We start from the raw sequence: 14,958 nt of genomic DNA on the forward strand, positions 1-14,958 counted from the left end.
CCCAGAAAAATCTCAAATCTTGGCCTTCGTCGCCGTTTTCAGAGTGGCTCTCAGATTCAACCCTATGCGCCGGCGCTATGATGCCGATATTGCAGCAAAAATAACGATAAGGCCGCTTTTTTAAACTGATGAACGCGCTTCATAAAGTGACAAACGGCCAGGCCGCGCAAGCGGAAAGGAGAAGTCATGTTTAAACCTCTGCTCTTGGCCGCCATCTTGGCGGCGACGGTACTGCCCGCCGCACAGCAGGCGCACGCCGAAGGGATCAGCATCGATCTGATGCCGGGCGTTTCACTGCGCATCGGCGATCGGGACAATCGCGGCCGTTACTGGGACGGTTACGACTGGCGCGATCGCGACTGGTGGCAAGGCCATCAGGGGCGCTATCTCGGCGACCGCAGCCGCCGCGGTTACTACTGGGACGGCTATCGCTGGCGCGACCGCGACTACTGGCGCAAACACTATTACTATCATGAAGGACGCTATCGTAAATACGACAGGCATTACGATAAGCACCACTGGAAGAAAGAGAAAAAGCACCACCACGATCATGACCGCGATCGCTGGCGCCGCCACGGCGATGACGACCGCGATTAACGACGACGGGCCGGCGCAATGCCGGCCCGCGCTATTTTCGCCTACAGCACGCTGCCGATCAGCAGGTAGCCGTTCAATCCCAGCACCACCAGCACGATCAGCTTGCCCAGGTTTTGCACCACAGGACCGTTGACCATCTCCCCCATCAGCGCCCGATTGCCGGTGAAAGCCAGCAGCGGCACCAGCGCCAGCGCAATGCCGAAGCTGAGCAGCACCTGGCTCAGCACCAGAATGCGCGTGGCGTCCATCCCCAGCATGATGACGATAAACGACGGCAGCATGGTCACCGCACGCCGCAGCCACAGCGGAATATGGAAATGCACGAACCCCTGCATCACCACCTGCCCCGCCAGCGTGCCCACCACGGTAGAGGAGAGGCCGGCGGCCACCAGGCTCAGGCCAAACACGGTGGCGGCGGCTTGCCCGAGCAGCGGTTGCAGCGTCAGGTAGGCCACGTCGAGATCGGCGATGCCGCTGTGGCCGCTGAAATGAAACGCGGCGGCGGCGGTGGCCATCATCGCCAGATTAACAAAACCGGCAATGGTCATGGCCACGGCGACGTCGACTTTGGTGGCGGCATAGCGCTCCGCCTTGTCGTGCTCGCCGCCGATTTGGGTGAGCGAGGAATGCAGGTAGATCACGTGCGGCATGATGGTGGCGCCCAATACCCCGGCGGCCAGAAATACCGCATCGCCGTTGGGCAGATCGGGCAGCGCCATGCCCTTCAGCAGCGGCGCAAGCTGCGGCTGAGAGAACGCCAGCTCGACGATGTAAGCGGCGGCGACGAACAGCAGCAGGCCACCAATCACCAGCTCTAGCGGCTTTTGCCCGCGCTTTTGCAGCATCAGAATTAAAAAGGTGGCGATGCCGGTCAGCACGGCGCCCTGCAGCAGGGAAACGCCGAGCAGCAGCTTGAAGCCGATCGCCGCGCCGATAAACTCGGCCAGATCGGTCGCCATGGCGATGATCTCCGCCTGCACCCAATAGGCCCACACCGCCGGCCGCGGAAAGCGATCGCGAATGTGCTCGGCCAGATTTTTCCCGGTGGCGATGCCCAGCTTGGCGGACAACAGCTGGATCAGCATCGCCATCACGTTGGCCCAAACCACCACCCACAGCAGGCTGTAGCCGAACGAGGCGCCGGCCTGGATGTTGGTGGCGAAGTTACCGGGATCGATATAGCCGATAGCGGCGATGAAGGCAGGCCCCATCAGCGAGAGTTTGATTTTTCTGGCGGAGCGACCGGAGGTGGTTTCAACCACGCGACTGTTCAGCATATGTTGAACCCTTACTGAAATTACGTTTATCTCCACTCTATATAAATGATAATAATTATCAAGCGCATTTAGAGCGGTAAAACTTATCTCTGTAATAGCCAACATTAACGGTTTTATCGAAGGGTTCAGCGCGGAGCTTGCCGATTTCCGTGCTTTTCTGATGGGATTTTGGCTGCAATACCCCTGAAAGACAGGTTAGCACAAGAATACGAATTTCCTATTGCCGATTTAACGTCTTGATTTTTTATGCTTTTGCGCAACACTTTAGGAGAACTCCCGCTATGATTTTCCATATTTGCAATAGAAGTCTCGTTTTTAAACGTAGCGTTACATAAAATGACAGCCGAAATTCAGCCTGCCTCAAATTTGGAGCAAACATGTCCCATATTGCGCACTTTGCGTTGGCGATAGTGGTGGTGGCGATCCTGGCCCTGTTGGTGTGCCGCGATCGCAAAAGCATCCGCATTCGCTATGTTATTCAATTACTGGTTATCGAAGTACTGCTGGCCTACTTTTTCCTGCATTCGGAAGCGGGTTTGGGCTTCGTAAAAGGATTCGCCGCGCTGTTTGACAAACTGCTCGGGTTTGCGGGACAAGGGACTGATTTCGTGTTCGGCGGCATGGGCGACAAAGGCCTGGCATTCTTCTTCCTGAAGGTGCTGTGCCCGATCGTCTTCATTTCGGCGCTGATCGGTATTCTGCAGTACATCAAGGTGCTGCCGTTCATCATCCGCATTATCGGTACCGTGCTGTCGAAAGTGAACGGCATGGGCAAGCTGGAGTCATTCAACGCCGTCAGTTCGCTGATCCTCGGCCAATCCGAAAACTTCATCGCCTACAAGGATATCCTGGGCAAGATGTCGGAAAAGCGCATGTACACCATGGCGGCGACCGCGATGTCTACGGTGTCCATGTCCATCGTCGGCGCCTACATGACCATGCTGGACGCCAAGTTCGTGGTGGCGGCGCTGGTATTGAACATGTTCAGCACCTTTATCGTGCTGTCGCTGGTCAACCCGTACGACACCAATAAAGAAGAAGAGCTGCACCTCGGCAACCTGCACGAAGGCCAGAGCTTCTTCGAAATGCTGGGTGAATATATCCTGGCCGGCTTCAAAGTAGCGATTATCGTTGCCGCGATGCTGATCGGCTTCATCGCCCTGATCGCCGCGCTCAACGGTGTGTTCAGCGCCATCTTCGGCCTGAGCTTCCAGGAAATCCTCGGCTACTTCTTCTATCCGTTCGCCTGGATCATGGGCATTCCTAAGCACGAAGCCCTGCAGGTTGGCAGCATCATGGCCACCAAGCTGGTTTCCAACGAGTTCGTGGCAATGATGGAGCTGCAGAAAGTGTCTGCCGAACTGTCGCCACGCAGCCTGGGGATCCTGTCGGTGTTCCTGGTGTCCTTCGCCAACTTCTCTTCCATCGGTATCGTGGCCGGTGCGATCAAGGGCCTGAACGAACATCAGGGCAACGTGGTGTCGCGCTTTGGCCTGAAGCTGGTGTACGGCTCTACGCTGGTCAGCATCCTGTCCGCTTCGATCGCAGGCCTGGTGCTGGGCTAAGTTCAGCGTCGCCACAAACATACAAAGGCGCCTGCGGGCGCCTTTTTTATGCCGGTATCCTGACCGCCTACAATGGCGCATGCTGACAGAAAATAAGCATTCGCCGCTCGGTTAAACTTCCCCCAATAATAATGCTTCTGCATAAAATGGAATGGCTGTGACAACACTCTGCTTAGTCAACGCAGGCCGATTTTTGTCCGTATAACAGAACGCCTTTGACACGCCATAGGGCGCGGCATTTAACTGCGCAAGCGCCATGGAACAAACAATCAGTTAATAATCAGCGTTAACAGCGTTGTGATCTCCTCCGCAACAGCAGGTGAGGCATTGTAGTAGGAGTCCACACTTTCAACGACGACTATCTTTTTATTGTCATCACTCACTGTCCAGCATGGAATCACTGACCTGGCATCTTCAGAAGAGACGCCACATGAGCTAATTGAAAATATCGAACTGGACATTACGTCGATTTTACTTCTTGATAAATAAGCATCAATGTTTAAATTCCGCACCAATACCTCTGCCGATTGGGGGAAATGAACATCCATGCCAACCCTGATAACACGTCCATCGACAGAGGGTACGAGCGATATATTAAACTCATTTTCAGAAATCCATATGGGCTGTGTTAAATGGCCGATGGCGTCTGACAGATAAAAGTCTTTAAAAATCGTTTTAGCCTCGACATCTACGGCCTCGAAAGAACTCATCTCATTGATTTTAAAATCATTTGTAAACTTAACCACGATATCATACAGATGTTTCTTTTCGTCAACAAAAATCACACCGCCTTCAATACTACCTAATCCACCAATATTTTTATTTCTGAAAACATTCACGCTCGTGAAAAACGCCAATTCATCACTAAAATATGAAAATATTTCAGCCACGTTAAGTAAAATAGAGTCATAACTCACGAAGATAAATTTATTCTTATAATCAAGGAAAGGCGGCAATACAATTGACTCTTCATCGCCACAGTTTTTCACTTCATAGGGTAAATTATACTGCTCATACAATTTTATCAGCCGGTTGAGTTCCGCACGTTCAACCACGCGTACCATTCTTTCTTTGCGGCCAAACTCACCGCTAGAGGCCAAAATAAATTTTTCCCATATCCATTGAGACTGGGCCGCAAATCGGCTCAGGCGCATATTATCTTCATGAACGCTTCGCCATAAACAATGGTTACCCAAAGAGGTCTTAAACTCATCGTAATCCATCTCATCGAGAAAAAAATCAACGGAGATCCCTTTCCTCGCACAGGCCAAGGCCGTCATCACAGCCGTTACCCCGCCACCACCAACAATTGCGATATTTTTATTTTTTTTCATGGATAACCTCATCCAACGATGGTGAAACAATGACAATAGTTTCATCAAGAAAACAATATCAATGTCAACACATACCCATCATCAACATTAATTAGCACATTAACAATCACAAGATTAATCAGAGGATCAAACTATTAGGATTGCTTAAATTCAGGATACACACTCAAACCAATAGCATAAAAAACCACAAACACAGAATTTAACTCTAAAAATAGCACTTTTTATGATCTTTAACACTGAATAGTTTTTTTTCATATAGACTAAATTTCGTTAACAAATAGCGGCCGGAGAAAAACCACCTGGCAGCATTAAAAACCAACAAAAGTGAGAATTGCAGTTTTCAAATTCAAACTAACACACACTCAAAAGCATCAATCACCTGAAAAAGGGAGTTTTAACGCGTATTCAATAACCATAGGGATTGATTTAAAAAACTATGATTTACATACAGTTATAAAAGGATAGAGAATATGAAATTACGCACACAGAGAACGATGCTGTTAGCTGGAGCATATCTAGTCATATCGTCTGCATCATACGCTGCAGACGGTACTATAAACTTTACCGGCACGGTGACCGACCAAACCTGCACGGTTGAGGCGGGCAGCGCCAACCAGACAATCCCAATGGGCAATGTCAGTGCCAAAGCGTTTAGAAGCGTTGGCGATACAGCGCTACCGACAAAATTCAATATCGCCTTAGTCAGCTGTCCGGACACGGTCAAAAAAGCGTCTATCAAGTTCGATGGCATTTACGCAGATGGCAACACAACTCTGTTGTCGCTCAATAAAGAGACTAACGCCGCTACAGGCATCGGCGTTGCGCTCTATGAGGCCGATGGCACAACGCAAATCCCGGTTGCGTCATTCTCTAATGCGCAAAGCGTGCAAAAAGACATCAGGAACGTCTTTACTTATGTCGCTAAATATATGTCTACATCCGGCACGGTTACCGTCGGCCCGGCAAATGCCACGACACAATTCAGCATCTCATATAATTAATAAGGTGCTCTTATCGGGCCGGCAACAACGCCGGCCCGATAATTAAAACCGCTACGGGAATAACGATGATTAAAAAAAGAATCCTTTGCTTTCTGCTATTATTTTCTTTTAATACTGTCGCCAGCGTAACCTTGGGAGGAACGCGAGTTATTTATGAGGAAAATAAAAAAGAATCGAATATTTCAGTAAGCAATCAAGACAGCAATTCACCGGTACTCATCCAAACCTGGGCAGAAAATTTTCGGGCCGAGGATAGCAGTGAAGTCCCATTCATTGTTACCCCGCCATTGTTCAGGCTGGAGCCAGAGCAGGATAATATTATTAGAATCATCCATTCTGGCGGCGTTTTGCCACAGCATGAAGAAAAAGTATATTGGCTTAGCGTAAGATCGATACCTTCAACCAAAAGAACCAAGGAAAACAAACTCCTTATTACAGTACAAAACAGAATAAAAATAATCTATCGCCCCAGTTCTTTATCAAAGAAAGAGGCAGGTGACGCATACAAAAAAATAAAATTCTCTCGAGAAAGAAACATGTTGGTTGTGAGTAACCCAACGCCATTTTATGTCTCTTTTTACTCTCTCTCTGTAGGTGAAAAAGAGCTTAAAGAAGCCGACATGGTCGCACCAAAAAGTAAAAAGCAATGGGCTATGCCAAACGGAATACGCAGCACTGTAATAAAATGGCAAGCCATCAACGACTATGGAGGCGTGACCGAGGAAATAAAAGCATCGTTATAAGAATATGTAAAGGGATGCAAAAATGACTATGCCAAGTATCGCCAACAACAAAAAGTCGGTGCTGTTTTTCTGTTTTTTATCCTCACCGGTTGCACTGGCAGAGGACTACTTTGAGCCTTCTGCATTAAACAGAAATTATCAAAACGTGGCTGACTTGTCCCATTTCAACAATCCGAGCGATCAATTGCCTGGTGAGTATTGGGTGGATATCTATCTAAACAACGCTTTTTTCGCTAATCAAAAAGTGGAGTTTTTTCACGTTGCCGGTGCTTTGCAACCTCGCATCCATCGAAACGATCTTGAAAATTTCGGCATCCAACTTGACGCATTAAAGGCAACGACGAGCGAAAACAGTCTAACCGATCATCCCATCAATGAGATTATTCCGGGCAGCTATGCAAAGTTTGACTTCAATCGCCAAAGATTAGATTTAAATATTCCTCAGGCTTATCTTAAAAACCAGCCGCGGGACTGGGTAAACCCGACGCTTTGGGATGACGGCATAAACGCCTTCCTGATGGATTACAGCTTCAGCGGCACCGAATCATGGCAAAATGGGAATGCAAAAACGGGTGATAATCAATATTTGAACCTGCGCAGCGGCGCAAACTTCGGCGCCTGGCGTTTGAGAAACTACTCCACCTACTCAAGCCAAAACAGCACCAAATGGAAAAGCATCAATTCCTATGCTGAGCGCGGTCTTAGAGACAGTAAAAGCACCTTGATCGTGGGTGACAGTTCAACTTCTGGCGACGTCTTTGACAGCTTTCAATTTCGCGGCCTGAAACTCGCGAGCGATCCCTCCATGATCCCTGACAGCCAGCGGGGCTTCGCCCCCACGGTGCGAGGCGTCGCGCAAAGCAATGCCGAAGTCATTGTGAAGCAAAATGGCTACATCATTTATCAAACTCACGTGCCCGCAGGAAGTTTTGAAATAACCGATATTTACCCCACCACCTCCAGCGGTGGACTGCAAGTAATCATCAAAGAGGCAGATGGCTCAGAACGCAGCTTCTTTCAACCCTTTTCCGCAGTGCCCATCATGCTGCGAGAAGGCATGAAAAAAAATGAATTAACGCTAGGCGAGTACCGTGCCGCGCAACGCGATAAATCTAAATATAAATTTCTTCAACAGTCATTAATTTATGGTCTTAGAGACGATAAAACGCTCTATGGGGGCGTAATCATCTCAGAAAAACACCAGGGAATTTCTTCCGGCATCGGCAGCAGCTTGAAAAAGTTCGGATCATTTTCAGCCGATGTCACCCATACCAAAAGCCGGCTCATTACGGGCACTTCCCGTTCAGGGCAACAATATCGGCTCCAGTATGCAAAAAACCTTGAAACTACGGGTACAAACTTCACGCTTGCAGGCTATCGATATTCAACATCAGGCTATTTAAATTTTTCTGAATTTAGTGACATGAATACCAATCTTGAGAAAAAGTGGCTGGCGCGTGACATAAAAAGAAGCAAGCTGGTTCTCAATATTAATCAGCCCCTTCACGATTTCGGTAGTTTCTACCTCAACGGTTATCAACAGAACTACTGGCATAACAGCAGCGTTGAGAAGAATTTTCTGCTTGGGTTCTCAACCAGCCAGCGTGGTATTAGCTACAATCTTGCTTTGAGTTACAATAGCGGCCCTTATACGGATAAACCCGACAAGATTGCCACTCTTAACGTTCAGATCCCGCTGAACAAATGGCAATCGAACAGCTGGGCTAACTACACCGCCAGCAAGAACAGCAAGGGCAAGTTCAATCAGCAATTAGGTGTGAGCGGAACGGCTCTGGAAAATAACCAGCTCAGTTATAACGTCTCGGCCTCCCAAAGCAGCATCAGATCCGGACCATCCGGCAACGGCTCCGCCTATTATCGCGGCGGGTATGGCGAGGCCGGGGCCGGATACAGCTTTGATCAAAATATGCAGCGGGTTAATTACAGCCTACGCGGCGGCGCCATCGCCCATGGCGACGGCATTACATTATCGCAATCGCTGGGGGATACTGTGGCTTTAGTTAAGGTACCCAATGCCCACAATATTGAAGTGATTAACAGTGTCGGCGTCAAAACTGACTCTCGAGGCTATGCGGTAGTACCTTACATCAGCAGTTATCATAAGAATCGGATTGCCTTAAACCCGCAAAGCTTTGGCGATGACGTTGAAATAGCAAAGAACAGCAAGATTGTTATCCCGACAAAAGGCGCTGTTGTATCCGCTCACTTTAAATCTAACATCGGCAATAGAATTATCTTAAAGCTGCAACACAATACCAACGCAATCCCTTTCGGCGCTGTCGCTACGCTGCAAGGTGAAGACAAAACGACAGGGATCGTAGGAAATGATAATAGCGTTTATATGAGCGGTATGCCGAATTCAGGAACGGTGTTGGTTCATTGGGAGGGGAAGCAACGCTGCCAAGGCAGTTATGCCATTACAGCTAAAGAGTCTGAGTCAAAAATAAAAATACTCAATATGATATGTAAATAGCATTGAATTATTGATAAACGCACATAGCATAATATGCAGGATCTTTCCTGCTAAATGTCGACCAACTGGCAATGAGCTAAACATTAGGCAACCAAGGCATGTTTGTAATTAAACAGCACAGCGTAGAGGAACGACATGATAAAAGCAGTCGTAATTATTTACATACTGGTGTTCGCATCTGCTCTGTTAATATTATCAAATATAAACACTGACTGGTTTTGCGATGAATCCTGCAATCCCATTGAAGACAAAAAAAATGATGCACAAGAACCCAATCGAAGCTTCATGTCAGGCGAACCTTTGTTATCTTCATCACGGCATGGTAAACACTTCATTAGCGGTTGAAAGGAAAAAGACAATGATAGGAAGAAAATCACTAGATAAAGCAAAAATAATATTGCATGGGATTATTTCGCTTGCTCTGGTATTTTTATACTCCGCGAAAACTTATGCCGGAGATGAAGATTGCCGGGCAATGTATCATATACCGCCATATATTAGCCAGAGTCCGATCGTTGTTCCGGCAGATGCGTCAAACGGGGCAGTTCTGGGGCAAGGCGAATTGGATTTTTCCGTTAAGGTACTGTCAAATGGCGAAGCGATTTTCGGATACGGACATTTCGTGGTACAACCGTTCACCTACCTGACCTTAACCGGTTTTAAACACAATGGCATCCCCGTCTATAAAACCTCCTGGGAAGGCATTGGCATTGCAATGTCATTAAATAACCATGCCGGTATTCCAGAGTTTTCTGGACCGAACCCAACGCCGCCTTATTATATACTTTCGGCAAATTTTAAATACTATCTCGTAAAAACCGGAGATATTAAACCGGGTGTGATGCCGCAATTTGAGCCATTCCTGATGAACTATGCGTGTTTGCGGATCGCCGGTAGGGCCTTTAGACTCGGTCATCCAAAGTTTCCCGCTACCAACGTTTCAGTGGAAGGTTGCCGATTAACCACGCCAATCAAATACGTCCATTTGGGAGAAGTGAATAGAAAAGAATTCTCCGGTATTGGAAGTACCGCTGGCGAAACGCCGTTCGATATTACTTTAGAATGTAACTCAGATGCCAAAGTAGACCTGGAAATCAGAGGGCAAACGGTGAGTGGCAACAGCCAGGTATTGGCGATTAATCATACTGACGAAGCGGCCAAAGGCGTCGGATTGCAGATTCTGCGCAACGGCGTTCCATTTGATTTAGGCAACAAAATTAATGTATTAGATACAACGCTGCTCGGACAGAATTCGCTTTCTTTTCTGGCAAGATTTTACCAAACGGAGGCGAACATAACGCCGGGAGACGTGAGCGCCATCGCCCAATTCACCGTTTCATATCGATAGCCCTTTGTGGAATAAGAGGGGCTCCAAGCCACATTGGCACATAAACGACGCCTCTGTTCCGTGCACCCAGTGCTTCAGTATGCAATATCAGTCATATCAAAAATATTCATACAACTAACGCTAGAAAACTACATGATGGCCGAAGGATGAGCGCCCATCGTTTATATAAAAAATTGATAGATAAAAATAACACTATGTGCAGTTCGAGCAATATCTAATAGGAAAAGTGAATATGTCAACGCTATTTAAAACAACAGCTATAGCCAGGATCGCTGGCATCCTGGTCTTATTATTTTCCTTTTCAGCCCAAAGTGAGGGCGATTGCTATGCGATATGGCATCATCCGCTAAAAATCGAGCAATCCGGCATTACCGTCCCGGCAGGCGTTAAAGTCGGCGATCTTATCGGTCGTGGGGAATCTTACTTTTCCGTCAGGCTGTTGGCTAATGCCATACAGTTCTCCTTTGGCGAACCCGGCGATCTGGTGTTGCAAGCCTATACCCACTTGAGTGCGACAGCATTACAATACCACGGTATTCCCGTCTATCAGACTGGTTGGCAGGGGGTCGGCATTGCCATGTCGCTCAATGACCAACCGGGGCTTTGGGATATTTATGCGCCGCGTAATACACCCGTGAACTATGTTCTTGGCGGAAACTTCAAATATTATCTGGTCAAGACCGGCGACATACAATCTGGTGCCATGTCTGCATTTTCCCCTTTCTCCTTTAACTATACCTGCTTGAGAGCAACCAACGCCAGACGGCTGGGTGAGACCTATTTTCCTGCCATCAATATCGCAGTGGAAGGTTGCCGCCTCAGCACGCCGTCGAAACAGGTTTTCCTGGGAAAAATCAACCGGCGGACGCTTTCTGGTATAGGGGCCACGGCGGGAAATACCCCTTTTAACATCGCGATGGAGTGCAATGTCAACACTAAAGTCGATCTGGAGATACGCGGTGACATGGTTAATGGCAATCGTCAGGTATTGGCCGTTATCCCATCAAAAGAGGCGGCCACCGGCGTTGGTCTGCAGATACTGCGTAACGGCATTCCCTTTGAGTTGGGGACGAAAACCGGCATGCTAAACCAGACGCTGGTAGGGATGAACGAAATCCCGCTCAGCGTGCAATATTATCAAACGGAAGAAAAAGTTACGCCGGGAGAAGTCAATGCCGTGGCTCAATTCACCGTGTCATATCGCTAGTTTTGGTGAGCTGGCGGCATAACTCCGAACTATCGGAAAGCCAGAGTCATTTTTCCAAGCGTCAGGCAAGCATTAGACGCACGCATAAAGCAAAAAGCCGACCCTAAGGTCGGCTTTTTAAATGGTGGTGGAGCTAGACGGGATCGAACCGTCGACCTCTTGCATGCCATGCAAGCGCTCTCCCAGCTGAGCTATAGCCCCACAAAAGTGGTACGCGTTGACCGGCGTTACGGTATTCCCCAACCTCTCTGAGAAGAAGTTTGGTGGAGCTAGACGGGATCGAACCGTCGACCTCTTGCATGCCATGCAAGCGCTCTCCCAGCTGAGCTATAGCCCCGTTCCACAATCACTTTGTGCTGTGAACGGGGCGCATAATATGAAACCCGCTCAAAGCTGTCAACGGCTAAATTGAATTACTGAATCAAGCGTTGAAAAAGCCGCCAAATCAGCATCTTTGGCGCCAAAAAATCATCACTTTGCGCAGAGTTCATCCATTTTGCGCGCTACATCTCAAAATGGCAAAAGACCCTGCATATCACATTGATTTTTAATTAATGGAATGTTAACGAAATGCGCTTGAGTCGGACTCCCGAGCGGCATAGACTGCCCGCGCCATAAACTTCATTACTATAAACCGAGTCCGTCATGTCTTTGCATTCACCAAAAGAAATCGCCGCCCTCGCCGTTCAGGCCGGGGTAAACAAAAGCCGCGCCCCGCTCGCTAATCTGCTGATTCTGGGCTTTCTCGCCGGCGCCTTTATTGCCACCGGCTTTCTGCTGGATATTCACGTCATCGGCACCCTGCCGGCCGAATGGGGCTCTTTCGGTGCCCTGTTGGGTGCCGCGGTCTTTCCTATCGGTTTGATCCTGACTATTCTGGCCGGCGGCGAACTGCTGACCGGCAACATGATGACCTTGCCGATGGCCTGGTTTGCCCGCGAAATCCCCGCCATCGCCGTGCTGCGCAACTGGTTTTGGGTCACCCTGGCCAACCTGGCCGGCAGCCTGGCCGTCGCCTACTTCTTCGGCCATTTGCTGGGCCTGACCGAAGGCGCATTCTTGCATAAGACGCTGGCGATCGCGCAGGCCAAAGTGGATGCGGACTTCCTGCACGCCTTCATTTCCGGCGTCGGCTGCAACTGGCTGGTGTGCCTGGCGGTGTGGTTAGCCTTCGCCAGCAAGGATGTGCCGGGCAAAGTGATCGGCATGTGGTTCCCGGTCATGGCTTTTGTCGCCATCGGCTTCCAGCACGTGGTGGCGAATATGTTCATCATCCCGGCGGCCATCTTTGCCGGCGGCATGGGCTGGGAGCAGTATCTGCCCAATTTCGTCGCGGTATTTCTCGGCAACGCGCTGGGGGGCGCCGGTTTTGTCGGGCTGATGTATTTCCTCGCCTACCGCCCGGGTTTGCCGGCCGGCGAGCAAGCCTGACACACCGCCATGAAAAAAGCCCCGGGATCGCTCCACGGGGCTTTTTCTTTAAGGCGTATCAGCAAATCAGGCTTGCGCTTCGCGCTCGGCGATGTAAGCCAGCGCCATGTCGATGCGCTGCAGCGAACGCTTCTGGCCGATCGCATGCACGGTCACGTCCATGCCCGGCGACTGACCGGCGCCGGTCACCGCAACGCGCAGCGGCATGCCGACTTTGCCCATGCCGACACCCAGCTCATCCGCCGTGCCCTGAATGGCGTCGTGCACGTTTTCCGGCGTCCAGGCGGTGATGGCGGCCAGCTTGGCGCGCACCGCTTCCAGCGGCTGACGCGCCACCGGGCGCAGGTGCTTCTTGGCGGCGTCTGCATCGAACTCGCTGAAGTCTTCATAGAAGTAGCGGCAGGACTCCGCCATTTCTTTCAGCGTTTTGCAACGCTCGCCCAGCAGCTTGACGATGTCTTTCAGTTCCGGGCCGTTGCGGGTTTCAAGGCCCAGTTGCTCAACGTGCCACGCCAGATGCACCGCCACTTCTTCCGCCGGCATATGGTTGATGTAGTGGTGGTTCAGCCACTGCAGCTTCTCGGTGTTGAACGCGCTGGCGGATTTGTTGATCGCTTCCAGCGTGAAGAACTCTTTCATCTCATCGATGGAGAAGATCTCCTGATCGCCGTGGGACCAGCCCAGACGCACCAGGTAGTTCAGCAGCGCCTGCGGCAGATAGCCGTCGTCGCGGTACTGCATAACGCCCACGGCGCCGTGACGCTTGGACAATTTTTTACCGTCGTCGCCGAGGATCATCGACACGTGTGCGTATTCCGGCACCGGCGCGCCCAGCGCTTTGAGAATATTGATCTGGCGCGGGGTGTTGTTGATGTGGTCTTCGCCGCGGATCACATGAGTGATTTCCATGTCCCAGTCATCGACGACGACGCAGAAGTTATAGGTTGGCGAACCATCGGTACGGCGGATGATCAGATCGTCCAGCTCCTGATTGCTGAATTCGATCGGGCCGCGAATTTTATCATCGAAGATCACCGAGCCTTCCTGCGGGTTGCGGAAGCGCACGACGTGTGGCTCGTCGTCGGTGTGGCTGCACTGGCTGTCGCGGCAGTGGCCGTCGTAGCGCGGCTTCTCGCCGTTTTCCATCTGCTTCTCGCGCAGCGCTTCCAGACGTTCCTTGGAGCAATAACATTTATAGGCAGTGCCCTGCTCCAGCATCTCGTCGATGACCGCGTTGTAACGATCGAAACGCTTGGTCTGGAAATACGGGCCTTCATCCCAATCCAGGTTCAACCAGTTCATGCCATCCATAATTGCGTCGATCGCGTCCTGGGTAGAGCGTTCCAGATCGGTATCTTCGATACGCAGAACGAACTCACCGCCCGCATGGCGGCTGAACAACCAGGAATAAAGTGCGGTACGCGCGCCGCCGACGTGAAGATAGCCGGTCGGGCTCGGTGCAAAACGGGTTTTGATTTTCATTGGGTTCACTGCCTTATTACGCAACGCGTGTCGGCGGTTGCCGACGATTGCTCGGAATTGAAAAAAGAGTGGACGACATTGTATCACCACGCGCTAATTCCTCAACGCCGACACGATATTGCACCGGTCGATTTCGCGCGTTTTGCGGCGAGTTTCGCATAGCGTTGCGCAAAGAATCGGCGCCGTTGGCGATAATTATCGCGCCCTGCCTAAATTTGCGGCGAACGATTGAAATCATTTTAAAAACCGTTGACTCACTTTGAACTATCCCTATAATGCGACTCCAACAAGACGGGGCGATTAGCTCAGTTGGTAGAGCATCTCCTTTACACGGAGGGGGTCGGCGGTTCGAGCCCGTCATCGCCCACCATCTTGTTGAGAAAAATGAGAACGAATGAGGGTGATTAGCTCAGTTGGTAGAGCATCTCCTTTACACGGAGGGGGTCGGCGGTTCGAGCCCGTCATCACCCACCATCATT

At 50.1% G+C, this 14,958-nt stretch carries 11 protein-coding genes and 4 tRNA genes; 10 read left to right on the forward strand and 5 right to left on the reverse strand.

What is annotated here, in order from left to right:
• Positions 1-186 precede the first annotated feature (186 nt).
• Positions 187-597: a DUF2502 domain-containing protein gene (locus SSARUM2_RS17510; protein ID WP_049195598.1), complete on the forward strand. Its 411-nt coding sequence runs from the start codon at positions 187-189 to the stop codon at positions 595-597.
• A 41-nt stretch (positions 598-638) separates the two neighbouring features.
• Here the strand turns inward: SSARUM2_RS17510 and SSARUM2_RS17515 are convergent, their stop codons facing one another.
• Positions 639-1,874 (reverse strand): Nramp family divalent metal transporter, encoded by a 1,236-nt coding sequence (locus tag SSARUM2_RS17515; protein ID WP_060452508.1) that lies wholly within the window; start codon positions 1,872-1,874, stop codon positions 639-641.
• 377 nt (positions 1,875-2,251) lie between these two features.
• Between SSARUM2_RS17515 and SSARUM2_RS17520 the strand changes: the two genes are divergently transcribed.
• A complete protein-coding gene (locus SSARUM2_RS17520; RefSeq protein WP_004936373.1) occupies positions 2,252-3,439 on the forward strand; it encodes a NupC/NupG family nucleoside CNT transporter in 1,188 nt (395 codons plus the stop codon).
• A gap of 269 nt (positions 3,440-3,708) precedes the next feature.
• Here SSARUM2_RS17520 and SSARUM2_RS17525 read toward each other — a convergent pair whose 3' ends face one another.
• A complete protein-coding gene (locus SSARUM2_RS17525; RefSeq protein WP_060438433.1) occupies positions 3,709-4,773 on the reverse strand; it encodes an FAD-binding oxidoreductase in 1,065 nt (354 codons plus the stop codon).
• Between the two features lie 470 nt (positions 4,774-5,243).
• Between SSARUM2_RS17525 and SSARUM2_RS17530 the strand changes: the two genes are divergently transcribed.
• The 5 genes from SSARUM2_RS17530 (at position 5,244) to SSARUM2_RS17550 (ending at position 11,566) form a co-directional block, all read left to right on the forward strand.
• Positions 5,244-5,774 carry a fimbrial protein gene (locus SSARUM2_RS17530; protein ID WP_060438432.1) on the forward strand — a complete coding sequence of 177 codons (531 nt, stop codon included), beginning with the start codon at positions 5,244-5,246 and terminating at the stop codon, positions 5,772-5,774.
• Between the two features lie 65 nt (positions 5,775-5,839).
• A complete protein-coding gene (locus tag SSARUM2_RS17535; protein ID WP_072269745.1) occupies positions 5,840-6,517 on the forward strand; it encodes a molecular chaperone in 678 nt (225 codons plus the stop codon).
• Positions 6,518-6,539: 22 nt separating this feature from the next.
• The gene (locus SSARUM2_RS17540; protein ID WP_060452507.1) at positions 6,540-9,011 is read left to right on the forward strand and encodes a fimbria/pilus outer membrane usher protein; all 2,472 of its coding nucleotides are present in this window, start codon (positions 6,540-6,542) and stop codon (positions 9,009-9,011) included.
• Between the two features lie 223 nt (positions 9,012-9,234).
• Positions 9,235-10,359: a fimbrial protein gene (locus SSARUM2_RS17545; protein ID WP_080437544.1), complete on the forward strand. Its 1,125-nt coding sequence runs from the start codon at positions 9,235-9,237 to the stop codon at positions 10,357-10,359.
• A gap of 232 nt (positions 10,360-10,591) precedes the next feature.
• Positions 10,592-11,566: a fimbrial protein gene (locus SSARUM2_RS17550; protein ID WP_060452505.1), complete on the forward strand. Its 975-nt coding sequence runs from the start codon at positions 10,592-10,594 to the stop codon at positions 11,564-11,566.
• Positions 11,567-11,691: 125 nt separating this feature from the next.
• Here SSARUM2_RS17550 and SSARUM2_RS17555 read toward each other — a convergent pair.
• Both SSARUM2_RS17555 and SSARUM2_RS17560 read right to left on the reverse strand, forming a co-directional pair.
• Positions 11,692-11,767, reverse strand: a tRNA-Ala gene (locus SSARUM2_RS17555).
• A 60-nt stretch (positions 11,768-11,827) separates the two neighbouring features.
• A tRNA-Ala gene (locus tag SSARUM2_RS17560) sits at positions 11,828-11,903 on the reverse strand.
• A gap of 308 nt (positions 11,904-12,211) precedes the next feature.
• Here SSARUM2_RS17560 and SSARUM2_RS17565 point away from each other — a divergent pair.
• Positions 12,212-12,997 carry a formate/nitrite transporter family protein gene (locus SSARUM2_RS17565; RefSeq protein ID WP_041036155.1) on the forward strand — a complete coding sequence of 262 codons (786 nt, stop codon included), beginning with the start codon at positions 12,212-12,214 and terminating at the stop codon, positions 12,995-12,997.
• A 66-nt stretch (positions 12,998-13,063) separates the two neighbouring features.
• Here SSARUM2_RS17565 and gltX read toward each other — a convergent pair whose 3' ends face one another.
• Positions 13,064-14,479, reverse strand: a complete 1,416-nt coding sequence (gltX, locus tag SSARUM2_RS17570) for a glutamate--tRNA ligase (protein WP_047571089.1) — start codon at positions 14,477-14,479, stop codon at positions 13,064-13,066.
• 294 nt (positions 14,480-14,773) lie between these two features.
• On the opposite strand from gltX, the gene SSARUM2_RS17575 reads away from it, so the two are divergent.
• Together SSARUM2_RS17575 and SSARUM2_RS17580 are read left to right on the forward strand one after the other, a co-directional pair.
• Positions 14,774-14,849: transfer RNA gene (locus SSARUM2_RS17575), tRNA-Val, on the forward strand.
• Positions 14,850-14,877: 28 nt separating this feature from the next.
• Positions 14,878-14,953, forward strand: a tRNA-Val gene (locus SSARUM2_RS17580).
• The last annotated feature ends 5 nt before the right edge of the window (positions 14,954-14,958 follow it).

Origin of the sequence: Serratia sp. K-E0102 (assembly GCF_029962625.1) — a bacterium.
In the GTDB taxonomy this organism is placed as follows: domain Bacteria; phylum Pseudomonadota; class Gammaproteobacteria; order Enterobacterales; family Enterobacteriaceae; genus Serratia; species Serratia sarumanii.